The organism is Streptomyces sudanensis, assembly GCF_023614315.1.
Taxonomy (GTDB): Bacteria; Actinomycetota; Actinomycetes; order Streptomycetales; family Streptomycetaceae; genus Streptomyces; species Streptomyces sudanensis.
In genome coordinates this window covers 4,770,415-4,787,311 of the sequence record NZ_CP095474.1, presented here as the reverse complement: position 1 = coordinate 4,787,311, position 16,897 = coordinate 4,770,415, and the positions used below count along the sequence as shown (strand labels likewise).

At 76.7% G+C, this 16,897-nt stretch carries 16 protein-coding genes; 12 read left to right on the top strand and 4 right to left on the bottom strand.

Going from position 1 to position 16,897, the window contains the following annotated elements; all coding sequences use genetic code 11:
• Positions 1–91 precede the first annotated feature (91 nt).
• The 6 genes from MW084_RS22175 to MW084_RS22150 all read left to right on the top strand — a co-directional run bounded on the left by MW084_RS22175 (position 92) and on the right by MW084_RS22150 (position 6,791).
• A complete protein-coding gene (locus tag MW084_RS22175; RefSeq protein WP_010476762.1) occupies positions 92–1,042 on the top strand; it encodes a cytochrome c oxidase assembly protein in 951 nt (316 codons plus the stop codon).
• 74 nt (positions 1,043–1,116) lie between these two features.
• The gene (locus tag MW084_RS22170) at positions 1,117–1,275 is read left to right on the top strand and encodes a hypothetical protein (protein WP_010476760.1); all 159 of its coding nucleotides are present in this window, start codon (positions 1,117–1,119) and stop codon (positions 1,273–1,275) included.
• A gap of 467 nt (positions 1,276–1,742) precedes the next feature.
• A complete protein-coding gene (locus tag MW084_RS22165) occupies positions 1,743–2,699 on the top strand; it encodes a thiopeptide-type bacteriocin biosynthesis protein (protein WP_010475286.1) in 957 nt (318 codons plus the stop codon).
• Position 2,700: 1 nt separating this feature from the next.
• A complete protein-coding gene (locus MW084_RS22160) occupies positions 2,701–5,262 on the top strand; it encodes a lantibiotic dehydratase (RefSeq protein WP_010475288.1) in 2,562 nt (853 codons plus the stop codon).
• Positions 5,263–5,302: 40 nt separating this feature from the next.
• Positions 5,303–5,458: a hypothetical protein gene (locus MW084_RS22155; protein ID WP_169331713.1), complete on the top strand. Its 156-nt coding sequence runs from the start codon at positions 5,303–5,305 to the stop codon at positions 5,456–5,458.
• A 112-nt stretch (positions 5,459–5,570) separates the two neighbouring features.
• Positions 5,571–6,791 carry a lanthionine synthetase LanC family protein gene (locus MW084_RS22150; protein ID WP_010475290.1) on the top strand — a complete coding sequence of 407 codons (1,221 nt, stop codon included), beginning with the start codon at positions 5,571–5,573 and terminating at the stop codon, positions 6,789–6,791.
• A gap of 168 nt (positions 6,792–6,959) precedes the next feature.
• Here MW084_RS22150 and MW084_RS22145 read toward each other — a convergent pair whose 3' ends face one another.
• Together MW084_RS22145 and MW084_RS22140 are read right to left on the bottom strand one after the other, a co-directional pair.
• Positions 6,960–7,835, bottom strand: a complete 876-nt coding sequence (locus MW084_RS22145; protein ID WP_029553866.1) for an alpha/beta fold hydrolase — start codon at positions 7,833–7,835, stop codon at positions 6,960–6,962.
• Between the two features lie 65 nt (positions 7,836–7,900).
• The gene (locus MW084_RS22140) at positions 7,901–9,475 is read right to left on the bottom strand and encodes an alkaline phosphatase D family protein (RefSeq protein ID WP_010475294.1); all 1,575 of its coding nucleotides are present in this window, start codon (positions 9,473–9,475) and stop codon (positions 7,901–7,903) included.
• A 355-nt stretch (positions 9,476–9,830) separates the two neighbouring features.
• Here MW084_RS22140 and MW084_RS22135 point away from each other — a divergent pair, with 355 nt between their 5' ends.
• Positions 9,831–10,559, top strand: coding sequence for a lysophospholipid acyltransferase family protein (locus MW084_RS22135; protein WP_010475297.1), 729 nt, complete (start codon positions 9,831–9,833; stop codon positions 10,557–10,559).
• A gap of 122 nt (positions 10,560–10,681) precedes the next feature.
• Here MW084_RS22135 and MW084_RS22130 read toward each other — a convergent pair whose 3' ends face one another.
• Positions 10,682–10,957, bottom strand: coding sequence for a type II toxin-antitoxin system Phd/YefM family antitoxin (locus tag MW084_RS22130; protein WP_029553867.1), 276 nt, complete (start codon positions 10,955–10,957; stop codon positions 10,682–10,684).
• 54 nt (positions 10,958–11,011) lie between these two features.
• On the opposite strand from MW084_RS22130, the gene MW084_RS22125 reads away from it, so the two are divergent.
• The 3 genes from MW084_RS22125 (at position 11,012) to MW084_RS22115 (ending at position 12,981) form a co-directional block, all read left to right on the top strand.
• Complete coding sequence (locus MW084_RS22125; RefSeq protein WP_010475301.1) at positions 11,012–11,620, top strand: ATP-dependent Clp protease proteolytic subunit; 609 nt, start codon at positions 11,012–11,014, stop codon at positions 11,618–11,620.
• A 2-nt stretch (positions 11,621–11,622) separates the two neighbouring features.
• Positions 11,623–11,931, top strand: coding sequence for a hypothetical protein (locus MW084_RS22120; RefSeq protein WP_029553868.1), 309 nt, complete (start codon positions 11,623–11,625; stop codon positions 11,929–11,931).
• Between the two features lie 609 nt (positions 11,932–12,540).
• Positions 12,541–12,981: a C40 family peptidase gene (locus MW084_RS22115; RefSeq protein WP_255130712.1), complete on the top strand. Its 441-nt coding sequence runs from the start codon at positions 12,541–12,543 to the stop codon at positions 12,979–12,981.
• A gap of 111 nt (positions 12,982–13,092) precedes the next feature.
• Here the strand turns inward: MW084_RS22115 and MW084_RS22110 are convergent, their stop codons facing one another.
• Positions 13,093–14,265, bottom strand: coding sequence for an 8-amino-7-oxononanoate synthase (locus MW084_RS22110; protein ID WP_010474393.1), 1,173 nt, complete (start codon positions 14,263–14,265; stop codon positions 13,093–13,095).
• Between the two features lie 144 nt (positions 14,266–14,409).
• On the opposite strand from MW084_RS22110, the gene bioB reads away from it, so the two are divergent.
• Entirely contained in the window at positions 14,410–15,609 is a 1,200-nt protein-coding gene (gene bioB, locus MW084_RS22105) for a biotin synthase BioB (RefSeq protein WP_010474394.1), read from the top strand.
• Positions 15,602–16,897, top strand: a complete 1,296-nt coding sequence (locus MW084_RS22100) for an adenosylmethionine--8-amino-7-oxononanoate transaminase (RefSeq protein WP_010474395.1) — start codon at positions 15,602–15,604, stop codon at positions 16,895–16,897. Before bioB ends, MW084_RS22100 begins: the two co-directional genes overlap by 8 nt.

Genomic DNA, 16,897 nt, shown 5'->3' with positions numbered 1-16,897 from the left:
GCCGAAGCCGCCCCCGGTCGCCGGGGCGGCCGGGGGCGGTTCTAGTCTGGTGCGGCAAGCGGACAACCCCGTACGAACCAGGAGCCGTCGGATGGACCACAGCGGACACGGCGTGATGGCGGACCTGCCGCCGTTCACGCTGGGGCGGGGACTGGCCTTCTCGCCGGACACGTTCTTCCTGGTGGGCTGCCTGCTCGCGCTGGCCCTGTACGGCTGGGGCGTCGTGCGGCTGCGCAGGCGCGGCGACGCCTGGCAGGCCGGCCGCACGGTCTTCTTCGTCCTGGGCGTGCTCTCCGTGGCCCTGGTGATGTGCACGGGGCTGAACGACTACGGCATGGTCATGTTCAGCGTGCACATGGTGCAGCACATGGTGATCAGCATGCTGTCGCCGATCATGCTGCTGCTCGGCGCGCCGGTGACGCTGGCGCTGCGGGCGCTGCCGGTGGCGGGCCGGGGCGGCAAGGGGCCGCGCGAACTGCTACTGATGCTGCTGCACAGCCGGTACATGCGGGTGATCACGCACCCGGCGTTCACCATCCCGATGTTCATCGCCAGCCTGTACGGGCTGTACTTCACCCCGCTCTTCGACTTCCTCATGGGGTCCACGGCCGGGCACATCGCGATGATGATCCACTTCCTCGCGGTCGGCCTGGTCTTCTTCTGGCCGATCATGGGCGTCGACCCGGGCCCGCACCGGCCGGGTTACGTGATGCGGATGCTGGAGCTGTTCGCGGGCATGCCGTTCCACGCGTTCTTCGGGATCGCGCTGATGATGGCGTCGGAGCCGATGGTGGGGGCGTACGCGAACCCGCCGGCGTCGCTCGGCATCGACGCGCTGGACGACCAGAACGCGGCCGGCGGCATCGCCTGGGCGTTCAGCGAGGTCCCCTCCGTGGTGGTGCTGGTCGCGCTGCTGTACCAGTGGTACCGCTCCGAGCAGCGGGTGGCCAGGCGCTCGGACCGGGCCGCGGACCGGGACGGCGACAAGGAGCTGGCCGCGTACAACGCGTACCTCGCCTCCCTCCAGGCGCGCGGCCGGTAGCGCACCCGCTGGCGCCGCCCCGGGGCGCGGGGCGACCATGGCAGGGCGGGGTCCGCGGGCGGGAGGAGGACGCGATGTCCGGTCCCACGAGGACCATGGGGATCCTCACCGCCGGTGCGCTGGTGCTGACGACGGCGTACACGGTGGCGCTGGGGAGCAACGGCTGGCTGTGGTTCGCCTGGATCGTGCTCGGCCTGCTGACGCTGGCGATGGCGGCCGCGGGCGACGGCTGAGCCCGTCAGGAGGCTCCCCCGCGGCGGCCCCTCGGCGGCGGCGACGGCCGGACGCGGACGGTGTCCCGCGCACGGAGCCGTGCGGAGCCGCACGGACGGGGGCGCCGCGCCCCCGCACGGCGTACCCGCCGCCCGTACCGGTGCCCCGACGCGCCCCCCCACCACGTGTCCGCCGCCCGCGNCNGNGCCGCCCNCGNCNGNGGNCNGGCGCCCGGCCGCGNGNCCGGCCCGGTGGCGGGCCGCGCGCCGGTCCCGGACGCGGGCGGCTCCGGCGCGGCGCGCGGCGGCTCCGGCACCCCGGCGCACGGAAGCACCCCTGCGCGCAACACCGACACGCCAGCGCACCTCCGCCGATCGTATGACTAACTCTCCTCGTGCTTTCGGCGGAGCCCGTCGTGGACACACAGTTGACGGACGGCCCGCACACGGCCGGACCCGTCCGCCGGACCGCCCCACGAGGAGGCCGCATGTTGCAGGTCGAGCGTCTGCTCGCGGACTGCCTCCGCGACGTGCGCACCGATCCCTCCGGTCCCCTGCCGGTGCCGCCCGACGGCGACGCCTACGCGGCGGCCCGCCACACCTTCCTCGCCGCCGGGCTGCGCGCCCTGCGCGACGAGCGGCGGCCGGACAGCGGCTGGGTGCAGGTCAACGTCGCCCCCGACGGAACGCACGCCTGGCCCGCCCTGTACCGGCGGCTCGCCGGGACCGCCCGCGAGCTGACCGGGTCGGGGGCGGCCGACGACTTCTTCTTCCTCCACAAGCCGCCGGGCGTGCGCATCCGCTTCCACGCGCCCGAACCCGCCGGCGCCGCCGCGCTGCGCGAACTGCTCGTACGGCTCCTCGGCCGGACCCGGGACGGCTGGGCACCGCCGGTACCGGCCGTCTACGAGCCGGAGACGTACCTCTTCGGCGGGGCCCGGTCGATGGAGTCCGTGCACCGGCTGCACACCGCCGACTCCCGGGCGTGGCTGGACCACCACACGGGGACGTGTCCGCCGGCGGACTGGCGGGTGTCGCTGACGCTGCTGCGCGCGGTCCTGGACGGGCTGGGCGTGGTCGGCTGGGAGCACCGCGGGGTGTGGCAGGCGGTGCGGGAGGAGACCGGCCGCCGGCTGGCGGGCGGGGCGGGCGGAGCGGACCGGGAGCGCGCCGCCGCGGGGATCCGGGCGTACTGGGAGCAGCCGGACGAGGCCCGCCTGGAGGCGCTGCCGGAGGCGTGGCGGGCCGGGGTGGCCGCGCACCGGGACGCGCTGCGCGCGGCGGCCGAACGGTGGCGGACCGGCTACTTCGAGTCCGGCGGGGCGCGGATCGGGCCGCGCAGGGCCGCCGCGCACTGGGTGGTCTTCCACTGGAACCGGGGACGCTTCTCCACCGCCCGGCAGGCGCTGCTCACCGAGGCGCTCGCCGACGACGGGAGGGCGTGACGTGACCGCCGGGACGATCGGGGGCCTCGCGCTGCTGCGCGTCGCGGGCATGCCGTGCGCCGCGTGGACGGCGGCGGGCGCCCCCGCCCTGTTCGACCGGATCGCCCGGCACGCCGGGACCGCCGAGCGGCAGGCCGCCCGGGCCCGGGCGCTGGCCGGGCGGGTGGGTGCCGAGGTGGTCCCGGACGCCCGGCTCTCCGGTGCCGAGCGGGGTGCCGTACTGGCGCTGCGGCGGCGCCTGCACGCCGGGGAGGCGCCCGGGCCGGAGGACTGCCGGCTGCTGGAGGCCGTGCCGGCCGTCGCCGCGGAGGCCCGGGCGCTGCTCGCGGACGCGCGGCGCGCCCGGGAGGAGGCGCGGCTGCTGGAGGAGGCGGTCGAGGCCGAGCAGGTGCGGGTGGCGGTCCGCGCCTGGGAGACCGCCCGCGGCGACGCGGTGCTGCGGTCGTTCCTGGCCGGGGCGGCGCCCGCCGTCGTCGAGGACGTGGAGCGCCGGCTGGCCCGGGGCGAGTCCTGGCGGGGCGGGCGGCTGCGCAAGCGGACCGCGTACCTGTGGCGCGTCCTGGGCCGGGCGGCCGCGAAGACCACGCCGAGGGGCTGGGCCGGTCACGTCGCCGCGGTCCCGGTCGGGGACGCGGACGGCGCCCGGACGCTGCTCGCGGGCAGGTGCGTGCTCGGCGGCGCGGCCCTCGGGGAGGTGGAGAACGTCCACCTCGTACGGGCCGGGAACGGACCGGCCGACCTGCTGGACGCCCCGCCGTCGACGCTGCTCGCGCCCGCGCCCCTGCACTTCACGGAGGGCGATCCGGCCGACGGCTCGGCGGTGCTGCGCTGCTGGGTGGTGGAACCGCACGCGCCGGAGCGGCTGCGCCACGTCGTCCTGCGGCGCACCGGCGCGCTGGGCCGCGTCCTGGCGCTGCTCGCGGACGGGCCGGTGGCGCTCGGGGACGTGGAGGGGGCGCTGCTCGCCGCGGTGCCGGGCGGGCGTCCCGCGGACCCGGCGGTGCTGCGCGGGTTCCTCCGGCACCTGGCCGGGACGGGGGTGCTCCAGGTGTGTGCGGCGCCCCGGCGGCGGTACGGGGCGTGGTCCCCGCCGGGCGCGGTGCCGCCGGCCCCGGAGGCGGCGGACACCGGGAGGTGGTTCGTGGACGTGTACCGGCGGGCGGACGCCGTCGTGGGCGCGCGGGCCGCCGACCGCGTACGGGACGGGGTGCGGGTCGCCGCGCGGGTCGCCGCGCTGCGCGAGGCCGGGGCCGCGCGGCAGGCCCCCGACCCCTGGCCGGTCGGGGCGGAGCCCCGGCGGGTCGGCGAGGTCCTCGCGGACCGGCTCGCCCGCGGCGAGGACACCGCCCCCGTCGCGGGCCGCAGGTACGGGGGCTGGGCCGCGCCCGAGGCGCCGGGCGGGGGCTTTGGGTACGCGGCGCTGCTGGACCACCTGGCGGCCCGTGCCGGCGAGGAGCAGGTCGACCTGGACGACGCGCTGCTGGACGCGCTCGGCGCGCAGCCCGCCGGCGAGGCCCTGCCGCCCTGGCCGTTCGACTGCCTGCTGCGGCCCCTGGCGGGCGGGCCGGGGACCCCGGCCGCCGTGCTGGAGACGGCCTCCCCGGCGGGGATGCTGGACGCCCGGTTCGCCGACGGGATGCGGGCGCTGGACGGCGGGTACGGGGCCGCCAACGCGTACCGGGCGTTCCTGGCGGACCTGGAGCGGCGCACGGGCGTGCGGTTCGTGGAGCTGCTGGTGCCGCCGCTCGCGGAGCGGGCCGCCAACGCCGTACGGCGCCCGGCGGTCACGTCCTGGTGGACGGGCGACCCGGACCCGACCCCGTACTACGGCCCGGACCGCGGTGGGGCGCGGTACCTGCCGCTGGACCGGATCACGGTGCGGCTGCGGGACGGGCGGCCGGTCGCCGAGGCGGACGGGCGGCGGATCGTGCCGGTCCACCACGCCACGCGGAATCCCGTGCCGCCGTACGACCGGCTGCTGCAGCTGCTGCTCGCGGCGGGCCTGCCGGCCACCCGGCGGGTGGTCCGGCTGGACGGCCTGGAGGCGGCGCTGCCCGGGCACGCCCGGCTGCCGCGGCTGACGGTGGCGGGCGGCGCGCTCGTGGTGGCCCCGGCGATGTGGCGGCTGGACCGCGCCCGGCTGTGGGACCCGCACGGCACCGCCCTGGCGAAGGTGCGCGCGCTGGCGCTGCTGCGGCGCTCCGCGGGCCTCCCCCGCCACGTCTTCCTGCGCACCGCCGCCGGAGCGCGGCCCGTCCCGGCCGACCTGGACTCCGTGACCGCCGTCCCGCTGGTCGAGCGGCTCTGCGCCCGGCAGGCGGGCGGCGAGCTGTTCGTCGACGAGATGCTGCCCGGCCCGGACGGCCTGGTCCTGCGCGACCCGCTGCACGGCGGGGAGCCGGTCGCCGCCCAGGTCCTGCTGCGCCTCCCCCACCGCGCCCGTCCGGAGGAGCTCGCCGCGCAGGCCGCGGCCGCGCTGCTGCCCGACGAGGCGCCCCCAGGCGTCCCCGGTCCGGCCGTCCCGCAGGGGCGGCGGACCGCCGGGGCGGTCAACACCTCATGAGGGAACCGAGGAAGCACCAACGAAACGAAAGGTGAGAGCCGTGCCCGACACCCTGGAACTGACCGACCTGGACGCTCTGATCGACGACCTCGACGAGCGCGTCACCGAGACCGAGCTGCCCGAGGCGCAGGCCACCTCGGAGTTCTGCAGCCTGCTGTGCACGATCGTCGTCTGCGCCTCGGCCGTCTGCGTGTAGCGGCCGTCCGCACGACAGGAGCCGCCCGGTCCGCCGGGCGGCTCCGCCGCGCCCGAGGACACCGCGACCCGAGGACACCGCGACCCGAGGACACCGCGACCCGAGGAGTACCGTGCAGCACCGGCCAGACCCCTTCGCCCCGCCGAACCCCCTCGCCCCGCCGGACCCGCTCGGCCTCGCCGTCGGCCGCCTGGCCGCCTGGGCCGCCGCGCCGGACGGCCCGGGCTCCGCCCGGTTCCCCTCCGACCCGGGCGTCCCCATCCTGGCCCACGTCGTGGCGAGCGTCGGCGGGCCGGAGGCGGAGCGCACGGCCGCCCGCGCCGTCGCCGTCTGGGCGCGGAACGCCGGCCGGGGCCCGGGGCACCCCGGGCTGTACGACGGCGGGCTGGCCGGCACCCTCGCCGGCCTGCGCCTCGGCGCCGCCCTCGACCCCCGCCTCCACCACGTCGCCGACCGGCTCCGCGACCGGCTGGTCACCGCCGCCGCGACGCACGGCGGTCGCCGCCGGGGGGTCCGGCTGGCCGACTACGACCTGGTCCTCGGCCCCGCGGGGGCGCTCCTCGCGCACTGCGCCGGCGCCCGCCCCGAACCGGGCGCCCTCCTGCCCTACCGGCGCAGGCTCGCCGCCCTGTGCGACGGCGACGACCTGGGGCGGCTGCGCGCCGACGGGTACGCGGACCACCCCCACCTGGCATGGCTCCAGGGCCGCGTCAACACCGGTATGGGCCACGGCGCGGCCGGGGTCGCCGCCGCGCTCGCCGCCGCCGTGCGGCACGCCGGCCCGGCGGCCGGCGACGCGCTGCGCCGGGTCGTGCGGTGGCTGGAGGGGCAGGTGTACGAGGACGGGCGGGGGCTGCTCACCTGGCCGGGCGCCGGGCTCGACGGGGGGGTGCCGCCGCGGGGCGCGGCGCCCCGGCAGGCGTGGTGCTACGGGGCGCCGGGCGTGGCGTGGGCGCTGTGGGACGCGGCGGACGCCCTGGGCGACGCCGGTGCGGCGGACCGGGCGGCGGCCGTCTTCACGCGGCTGGCCGAACGGTACGACGAGGGGTTCCACCTGTCCGGCGACGGCCCGGCCGACCTGCTGGGGCTGTGCCACGGCGCGGCGGGCGTGCTGGCGGTGGCGGACGCGTTCGCCCGGCACGCCCGGCACGCGGGCGCGGCCCGGCTGCGGGAACGGCTCGCCGCGCTGCTGCGCCGGCGCCTGCCGGGGGCTTCGGCGGCACCGGACTGGTCGGCGGAGCTGCTGACGGGCGCGCCGGGGGCGCTGGCCGCCCTGCTCACCGCGGCGCACGGCGCGTCCCGGGCGTGGCTCCCCTGCCTGGGGCTCCGCTAGCCGGGACTCCGGGCGACCCTGCGCGGCGGGCCGTGGCCGCGTGGCGCGCCGCCGTGGACCGCCCGGCGCCGAACGGCGGCCGAACGGCCAAGAGACCCGTACGTGCCGGGGGAGGGCCCCCGCCACCGCCCCGGTCCCCGGCCCGGGGCGGGGCGGGGCGGGGCGTCGTCAGCGGACGTGGGCCAGCAGGGTGCGCAGGACGGTCCCGGCGTGGGTCCAGAGCAGGGACCCCCCGGCGGTGGGGAGCAGGTGCCGAGTCGCCCCCGGGATCGTCGCGGCGAGGGATTCGCCCAGGTCCGGGGAGTGGACCGGGCTGGTGTCCCGCCGCCCGTACCAGAGGTCGACCGGGACGGCGATGCCGGCGGGGTCGAACGGCCAGCGGCCCATCGCCAGGACGGTGTCGCGGGCGTAGCCCGCCGGGCCCCGGCCGAAGGCCTCGTCCATCGCTCGGCAAAAGGCGCGGCGGAAGACCGGTTCGGTGTAGACCGCGAGGTCGGTCTCGGGGCTCGTGGCGACGACCAGGTCCCACAGCGCGTCGGCGCTGCCGAATCCGGCGAAGGCCGCCTCGGCGGCGCCGGGGTCGGCCGCGACGGCGTCCACCATGTCCCTCACCTGCGGGACCAGGGCACGGGCGAAGCGGGGGTGGGCGAGTTCGTCGCTGCCGGACACCACGGCCACCGCGTTCACCAGGCCGCCGGCCGCCAGGGCGAGGGCGAACGGCGCCCCTTGCGAGAACCCCACCGCCAGCGGCTCGCGCAGGGCCCGCTCCCCGACGAGGTGCCGGATGTCGGCGGCCCAGTCGGTCAGGGTCCGGCCGGGGGCCGGGTCGGAGGCGCCGAGACCGGGCCGGTCCACGCTGACGAGCCGGACGCCCGCCGCGTCGACGACGCCGCCGCCGAAACCGAGCCACCTGCTGGTGGCCGCCCCCGGGCACAGCAGCACCGGGGTGCCGTCGGCCGGCCCCCACTCCGCCCAGCCCAGGTGCCTGCCGTCCGGCAGCCCGGTCCGTCCGAGCCGGTCCGGCTCCCGCACACCGTAATCCATGATCCGTACCATCCCCCGCCGCCGTCCCCGGCGGCCCCCGGCGGCGCCGCCCGGCCCCTCCGGCCCTACTGCCCGACGAGGCCGGGCTGGAGCACCTTCGTGAACAGCACCGTACCGTCCTGCTCGCGCAGCCGGACCGTCAGTTCGGCGCTGCCGCCGTCGATGTCGACCTCGCCGAAGAACTGGTAGCCCTCGGCGGGGGAGACGTTCGCCCTGGTCGGCGCCTTCACGAAGACCCGTTCCGGGCCGAAGGTGCCGTCGAGCGCGTTCGCCGGGAAGGCACCGGCGTTCAGCGGCCCCGACACGAACTCCCAGAACGGCTCGAAGTCGGTGAACGCGGCCCGCGACGGCTGGTAGTGCTGCGCGGAGGTGTAGTGCACGTCGGCCGTCAGCCAGACCGTGCCGGTGATCCGGCGGTGCTTGACGAACCGCAGCAGCTCCGCGATCTGCAGCTCACGGCCGAGCGGGGCCCCCGGGTCGCCCTGCGCCACGGCCTCGATGTTCGGCTTGCCGTCCCCGCCGTCGGGCACGACCAGGCCGAGCGGCATGTCGGAGGCGATCACCTTCCACACCGCACGCGACCGGGACAGCTCCTTCTTCAGCCACTCCAGCTGCTCCCGGCCGAGGACGCCCTGCGGGTCGCTGCTCTGGCGGCCCGGGGAGTTCGCGTTGCGGTGGGTCCGCATGTCGAGCACGAAGACGTCCAGCAGCGGGCCGTGGCGCTGCACCCGGTAGACGCGGCCGTCGGGGCGGCGCAGCGTGGAGATCGGGAAGTACTCCGAGAACGCCTGGCGGGCCCGTGCGGCGAGCACGTCGACGCTTTTCTCCGTGTAGCGGCCGTCGGTGAGGATCTCGCCGGGGTACCAGTTGTTGGTGACCTCGTGGTCGTCCCACTGGATGATCGAGGGCACGCGGGCGTTGAACGCGCGCAGGTTGTGGTCCAGCAGGTTGTAGCGGAAGTTGCCGCGGAACTCGGCCAGGGTCTCGGCGACCTTGGACTTCTCCTCGGTGGTGACGTTCCGCCAGGTCCGGCCGTCGGGCAGGGGCACGGTGTCGGTGAGCGGGCCGTCGGCGTAGACGTTGTCGCCGGAGCACAGGAAGAAGTCCGGGTCCAGGGCGGCCATCGTGTCGTAGATGCGGTAGCCGCCGATGTCCGGGTTGATGCCCCAGCCCTGTCCGGCCAGGTCGCCCGACCAGACGAACCGCACCCCGTCACGGCGCCGGACGGACGCGGTGCGGAAGGTGCCGGTGACCGGCTCGCCGGTGCGGCGCGGGTCGTCCGGGTCGGCCAGCAGCACCCGGTAGTGGATCTGCTCGCCGGGCGGCAGGCCGCGCAGCCGGGTGGTGCCGGTGAAGTCGGTCCCCGCGTCCAGCAGCGGGCCGCGCCACCTGCGCGGGTTGCGGAACGACTCGGTGGCGGACGTCTCGACGACCATCCGGGCCGGCCGGTCCGAGCGCACCCACACCAGCCCGGAGTCCGTCGTCACGTCGCCGGTCTGCACGCCCCAGCCGGCCCGCGGACGCCCCGACAGGGCGAGCGCGGGTGCCGCGCCGAGACCGGTGGGCAGCGCCAGGGCGGCGGACGCGGCGAGCGAGCCGCGCAGCACGGTGCGGCGGTCGGGAAGCGAACGGGGTGCCATGAGAGGGCCTCCAGGCGGGATCCGGCCAATGTGTCCCGCCACACCTACTGGTGCGCCGAGGCGTGCGCGGAAACGGCGGGTGAACAGCCGGCCGCCCGCGTCCGGACCCGTGGCGGGCGGGCGCGGCCCGCCCTTCGGGCGGTCGGGAAACTTCCTGGGACGGAAGCCCGGGAGCGGGCATACGTCACTGTGGTCCGATCCTTCTCCGCAAGAGGCCGAGGTCAGGGCAGCGCGCACACGGTCAGGGGTGGTCACGCATGGCGGCGTCCGCGCACGTCCCGGTCCCCCTCCGCGTGCCGCCCGGCCCGGCGGGACGCGCCTCACAGGTCGATCCGGCAGCGTAGGGAGCCAGCCCGTGTTCTACCACCTCCTCAAGTACGTGCTCCTCGGCCCGCTGCTGCGGCTGCTGTTCCGGCCGAGGATCGAAGGGCTGGAGCACGTCCCGGAGACGGGCGCGGCCATCATCGCGGGGAACCACCTGTCGTTCTCCGACCACTTCCTGATGCCGGCCGTGCTGAAGCGGCGCATCACGTTCCTGGCCAAGCAGGAGTACTTCACGGGCCCGGGCCTCAAGGGGCGGCTGACCGCCGCGTTCTTCCGCGGGGCGGGGCAGATCCCGGTGGACCGCTCCGGCCGCGAGGCGGGGCAGGCGGCCATCCGGGAGGGCCTGCGGGTGCTGGGGCGCGGCGAGTTGCTCGGCATCTACCCGGAGGGGACCCGCTCGCCCGACGGGCGGCTCTACAAGGGCAAGGTGGGGGTCGCGGTGATGGCGCTGAGGGCGGGCGTGCCGGTGGTGCCGTGCGCGATGGTGGGCACGTTCGAGATCCAGCCGCCGGGGAAGGCCCTGCCGAGGATCGGGCGGGTGACGATCCGGTTCGGCGAGCCGCTGGACTTCTCCCGCTTCGCGGGCATGGAGAACGAGAAGGCCGTCGTCCGCGCCGTGACGGACGAGATCATGTACCGCATCCTCGCCCTGTCGGAGCAGGAGTACGTGGACGAGTACGCGGCCGGGGCGAAGGCGACGGCCGCGGAGGGCTCCCCGGGGTCCGGCTCCGGGTGCGCCCTGCCGCGGCGCCGCGGCTGAACCGCGCCCCGCAGGGATCCGGCCGGGCCGGCCCACCGCGCCTGCGGACCGGCGCGGCGGCCGTCGCGCCGGCCTCCGCCCGCACCGGGCGGAGCACTCGTCCGCGTGCGGCACGGCGCCGGTCAGCCGCCGTAGGGGCGGTGCTCCGCCGCGATGCCGAACCTGCGCTGTTCGCGCGGAGCGGACGGGGCGTCGCCCAGTTCCGAGACCGAGCCGATCGCGCCCTCCCCGGCGGCCTCCGCGCCGGATTCGAGTCGTTCCAGGTCGGCGGCGGAGACCAGGGCCACCAGCGGCCTGCCGTGGCGGGTCACGACGACCCGCTCGCCGCCGTAGACGACGCGGTTGATCAGATCGGCGAACTCCGCCCGGGCTTGCGTCACCGGAATCTCATGAGCCATGCTCCCAGTGTACCGTCTGTACATCCTGTACATTTTTTACGGATGGAGGCCCTCATGGAACCGAACGCCCGCCACGTCCTCCCCGAATTCACCGAGCGCACCCACTGGGGCGTCCGCTCCCTCGATCCGTACTCCAAGCTCCTCGAAGGGCGGATCATCCTGCTCGGCACCCCGGTCGACGCCACGGCCGCCGGCGACGTGGTCGCCCAGCTCGTCCACCTCGAGTACGCGGCACCGGACCAGGACATCTCCCTCTACGTCAACTCGCCCGGCGGCCCGGTCGACGCCATGACCGCGATCTACGACGCCATGCAGACCATCGCCTGCGACGTGGCGACCACCTGCGTCGGCCAGGCCGCGTCCACCGCCGCGGTCCTGCTCGCCGCCGGCGCGCCGGGCAAGCGCTCCGCCCTGCCCGGCGCCCGGGTGCTGCTCAGGCAGCCGGAGCTCGCCGAACCACTGCACGGCCGGCCCTCCGACCTGGACGTCCACGCCCGGGAACTGACGCGCCAGCACGACCTGCTCCTCGACCTGCTGGCCCGGCACACCGGGCGGGAACGCGACCGGGTGGCCGCCGACCTCGACCGCGACCTGGTCCTCGACGCGGCCGGCGCGCGGGAGCACGGCCTCGTGGACCACGTGGTCCGCTCCCGGAAGGCGTGACCGTGCGCCCCCCGGAGCCTCCCCCGCTGCCGGCCCTCACCCGCGCGGAGGGCGCCTACGTCGACGCGTACCTGGACGTCGTCGACCTGCTGGGCCGCCTCAACCCGGCCCGCGTCACGCACACCTACGGCGCGCTGCGGGCGGCGCAGGCGCTCGTCGGCCAAGCGACCGCGCTGCGCGACGCCCTGACGCTGATGCACCAGCGCGGTGAGCACGAGGTCCACGCGCGGACCCTGGCGCGCGCACTGCGCGCGCTGGACGGCGAGCGGCGCGCGCGGCGGGTGACGGTTCCTCAGGAGCCGTCCGCCTGAGCCGTCCGCCTGAGCCGTTCGGCGGACCCGGTCGGGGGACAGCGACTGGCCCGTTCGGCTGAGACGGGGAAACGGACTTCGTACGGGACGAGTTGCGCGCCGCGGGCCGCCCGCGACCACGACGCCGCAGGTACGGGGCTTGCCGGTGCGCGACCGGCCGGAGGGGAAACCCCGCCGTCCACTCGTGCGGCCCAATCGTGATGAGGCTCACACCGCCCCGTCGCAACCCGGGATTCGGGGTCCGGGCGGGAAAGATCCGTCCCGACGACAAGCCCCCGCCACCCGGGCGGGGCGGCCCGGGCGGACGCCGAATCCTGCCGCCGTCCGGACGACTGGTCGACACCTGTGGATCGGCAGGAGTGGAGGACCCAGGCAGTACGGGGCGACCGCCGCACATGTGCGGGCCGGTCCCCCTCGGGGTGAAGCCGCGTCAGCGGCCGGGCATCTTCGTCCTGTCCGAACCCGACAGGCAATCCTTCACAGGCGGGTTGACGAAGGGTACTGCATGTCCGCGACGCAGGATCAGGTCCCGGTAGCGCACTCCCGCACCACTCCGCACACGCCGCCCGGAGGCACCGCCCCNNNGGNCNNCNNGTGCGGCNNGNGNNGATCGCCGGCGTCCTGTCCGCCCTCACCCTGGTCGCCGCCGGCGGCGCCCTCGCCGGCCCCGGCTCGGCGCCCCCGGCGCACGCCGCGCCGGCCGCCGCCGGCATGGCGCTGAAGATCGCCGCGTCGAAGAAGGGCGCCCCCTACCAGTGGGGGGCCGTCGGCCCGTACCGCTTCGACTGCTCGGGCCTGACGCTCTACTCGTACAAGCGGGCCGGGAAGAAGCTGCCGCGCACCGCGCAGGCCCAGTACAACAGGACCCACCGGGTGGCCAAGTCCGACCGGCGCAAGGGCGACCTGGTGTTCTTCCACGGCAGCGGCGGCGTGTACCACGTCGGGATCTACGCCGGGAGCGACCGGATCTGGCACTCCCCGAAGGCCGGTTCGTGGGTGAAGCTCGAACGCATCTGGTCCCGGTCCGTCTCGTACGGCCGCGTGGGCTGACGGCGGGCGCGGCCCCGGACCGCACCCGCGCCGCGCAGGGCCGCCCTCCGCCTCCGGGGACGCCCGCCCGGNCGCGCCGGACGGCGGGCGGGCGGGCGCGGCGGAGCGGGGTCAGCGGGGCGGCGCGGTGCGCAGGATCACGGACACGGCCCGCCCGATCCGCTCGCCGTCGAGGTCGGCGCGCGCGGTGAGCCGCAGCCGCGACACCCCGTCCGGCACGGACGGCGGCCGGAAGCAGCCGACCGCCACGCCCTGCGCACGGCAGTCCGCCGCCCAGCGCAGGGCCGACTCCGGCGAGGGGGCCCGCACCGACACCACCGCCGCGTCCGGCCGCGCGGCGGTGAGCCCCGCGGCGGTCAGCTCCGTGTGGAGGGCGGCGGCCACCGCACGGGCGCGCCCCGCGAGGTCCGGTTCGCGGCGCAGCAGGCGCAGGGCCGCCAGGGCGGCGCCCGCCGCGGCCGGGGCGAGGCCCGTGTCGAAGATGAAGGTCCGGGCGGCGTTCACCAGGTGCTCGACGACCCGGGCGGGACCGAGGACGACGCCGCCCTGGCTGCCGAGGGACTTGGAGAGCGTCGCCGTGGCGACCACGTCGGGCGCGCCGGCGAGGCCCGCCGCGGCCAGGGCGCCGCGGCCCCCCTCGCCCAGCACGCCCAGACCGTGCGCGTCGTCGACGACGAGGGCGGCGCCGTGCTCCCGGCAGGCGCCGGCGAGGGCCCCGAGCGGTGCGGCGTCGCCGTCGACGGAGAACACCGAGTCGCTGACGACCAGGGCGCGCCGCCCGGGGTGGGCGCCGAGGGTCTCGCGCACGGCCCCCGGATCGGCGTGCGGGACGACGGCGGTCTCGGCGCGGGACAGCCGGCAGCCGTCCACGATCGACGCGTGGTTCCCCGCGTCGGACACGATCAGGGAGCCGCGGGGGCCGAGCGCGGTGAGCACGGCGAGGTTGGCGGCGTATCCGGACGAGAAGACGAGTGCCGCCTCGAAGCCGCAGAACGCGGCGAGTTCCCGTTCCAGTTCGGCGTGGAGGGCGGTCGAGCCGGTGACGAGCCGCGAACCGGTGGAGCCGGCGCCCCAGCGGCGGGCGGCGTCGGCGGCGGCGCCGGCGACCTCCGGGTGGCGGGTGAGACCGAGGTAGTCGTTGCCCGCCAGGTCCAGCAGGTCGGTGTCGGCGGGGCGGGGGCGCAGCGTGCGGACGAGCCCGGCGGCGGCGCGGCGGCGCGCCTCGGCGTCGATCCAGTCGAACGGGGCTCCGGGCGCGGTGTCGCCGGGCACGTCCTCGGGCATCTCTGGGTCCCCCTTTGTAGGCAGCCCACAGACCCTAACGAAGAAGACGCGCGGTCAGGGTGTGGTCATCCACACACCCCCGGGGGGCCGGGTTGTCGGGTTCTTCCTTGGCCGCGGGGCGTGCCGTGCGTCAGGATCAGCGCCATGGATCTGTTGAACACGCTGGTGGACAAGGGGCTGCGGCGCGAGTCGCCGACCCGTGAAGAGGCGCTCGCCGTCCTGGCGACCTCCGACGACGAACTGCTGGACGTGGTGGCCGCGGCGGGCAGGGTGCGGCGCCACTGGTTCGGGCGCCGGGTGAAGCTCAACTACCTGGTCAACCTGAAGTCCGGGCTGTGCCCCGAGGACTGCTCGTACTGTTCGCAGCGGCTGGGGTCGAAGGCCGACATCCTCAAGTACACCTGGCTGAAGCCGGAGGAGGCGTCGAAGGCCGCCGCCGCGGGCATCGCGGGCGGCGCGAAGCGGGTGTGCCTCGTCGCCAGCGGCCGGGGGCCGACGGACCGGGACGTGGACCGGGTCTCCAAGACGATCGAGGCCATCAAGGAGGACAACGAGGGCGTCGAGGTGTGCGCGTGCCTCGGGCTGCTCTCCGACGGCCAGGCCGAGCGGCTGCGTTCGGCGGGCGCCGACGCCTACAACCACAACCTCAACACGTCCGAGTCGACGTACGGGGAGATCACCACCACCCACACCTACGCGGACCGCGTCGACACCGTGCGCAAGGCGCACCAGGCGGGCCTGTCGGCGTGCTCGGGGCTGATCGCCGGCATGGGCGAGAGCGACGAGGACCTGGTCGACGTGGTGTTCTCGCTGCGCGAGCTGGACCCGGACTCGGTGCCGGTGAACTTCCTCATCCCCTTCGAGGGCACGCCGCTGGCCAAGGAGTGGAACCTCACCCCGCAGCGGGCGCTGCGCATCCTGGCGATGGTGCGGTTCGTCTGCCCGGACGTGGAGGTCCGGCTGGCGGGCGGGCGCGAGGTGCACCTGCGCACGCTCCAGCCGCTCGCGCTGCACCTGGCCAACTCCATCTTCCTGGGCGACTACCTGACCAGCGAGGGCCAGGCCGGCAAGGCGGACCTGGAGATGATCGCGGACGCCGGTTTCGAGGTGGAGGGCGCCGGCACGACGACGCTGCCGGAGCACCGGGTGGACGCGGCGGCCGGCGGCTGCGGGACGGGCGGGGGCTGCGGCTCCGGCGGTGTGTGCGGTCCGTCCGCGGAGGCCGGCGCGCCCGCGGAGGCGGAGGTGCCCTCCGGAGCGGAGACGCCCCTCCCGGAGGGCCGGCCGGACCTGGTGGCGGTGCGCCGCCGGGGCGCCGGAACGGACCTCGCGCCCAATGCCTGAGCCGCTCCACGGCCCCGGCGGGCTGGTCGCGCTGGACCGGGAGCACGTGTGGCACCCGTACGGGCCGATGCCGGGCCGGGTCGACCCGCTGGTGGTGGAGTCGGCCTCCGGGGTGCGGCTGCGCCTCGCCGAGCCGGCGCAGGGGCGGACGGAGCTGGTCGACGGCATGTCGTCCTGGTGGTCGGCCGTGCACGGCTACCGCCACCCGGTGCTCGACGGGGCCGTGCGCGACCAGCTCGGCCGGATGAGCCACGTCATGTTCGGCGGGCTCACCCACGAGCCGGCCGTCCGGCTCGCCACCCGCCTGGTGGAGATCACCCCGGCGCCGCTGCGGCACGTGTTCCTCAGCGACTCCGGGTCGGTGTCCGTCGAGGTCGCCGTGAAGATGTGCCTGCAGTACTGGCGGTCCACCGGCCGCCCGGCCAAGCGGCGGCTGCTGACCTGGCGCGGCGGCTACCACGGGGACACCTGGCAGCCGATGTCGGTGTGCGACCCCGAGGGCGGGATGCACGAGCTGTGGACCGGGGTGCTGCCGCGCCAGGTGTTCGCCCCGGCGCCCCCGGCCGCGTACGAGGAGGAGTACGCCCGCACCCTGCGCGAGCTGGTCGCCCGGCACGCCGGCGAACTGGCCGCGGTGATCGTCGAGCCGGTGGTGCAGGGCGCGGGCGGGATGCGCTTCCACTCCCCCGACTACCTGCGGGTGCTGCGGGAGGCGTGCGACGCGCACGACGTGCTGCTGGTGTTCGACGAGATCGCGACGGGCTTCGGCCGGACGGGCGAGCTGTTCGCGGCGGACCACGCGGGTGTGGCACCCGATGTGATGTGCCTGGGCAAGGCGCTGACCGGCGGTTACCTGTCGATGGCGGCGACGCTGTGCACGACGCGGGTCGCGGAGGGCATCTCGCGGGGCGAGGTGCCGGTGCTGGCGCACGGGCCGACGTTCATGGGCAACCCGCTGGCCTCCGCGGTGGCCTGCGCCTCGATCGACCTGCTGCTGTCGCAGGACTGGGCGCGGGAGGTGCGGCGGATCGGGGCCGGGCTGCGCGAGGGGCTGGAACCGGCGCGCGCCCTGCCGGGGGTGGAGGACGTGCGGGTCCTCGGCGCGATCGGCGTGGTCCAGCTGGACCATCCGGTCGACATGGCGGCGGCCACCGCCGCGGCGGTGCGCGAGGGCGTGTGGCTGCGGCCGTTCCGGGACCTGGTGTACGTGATGCCGCCGTACGTCACGGACGACGAGGACGTGGCACGGATCTGCCGCGCGGTGCGCGCGGCGGCGAGGGAGGGCTGA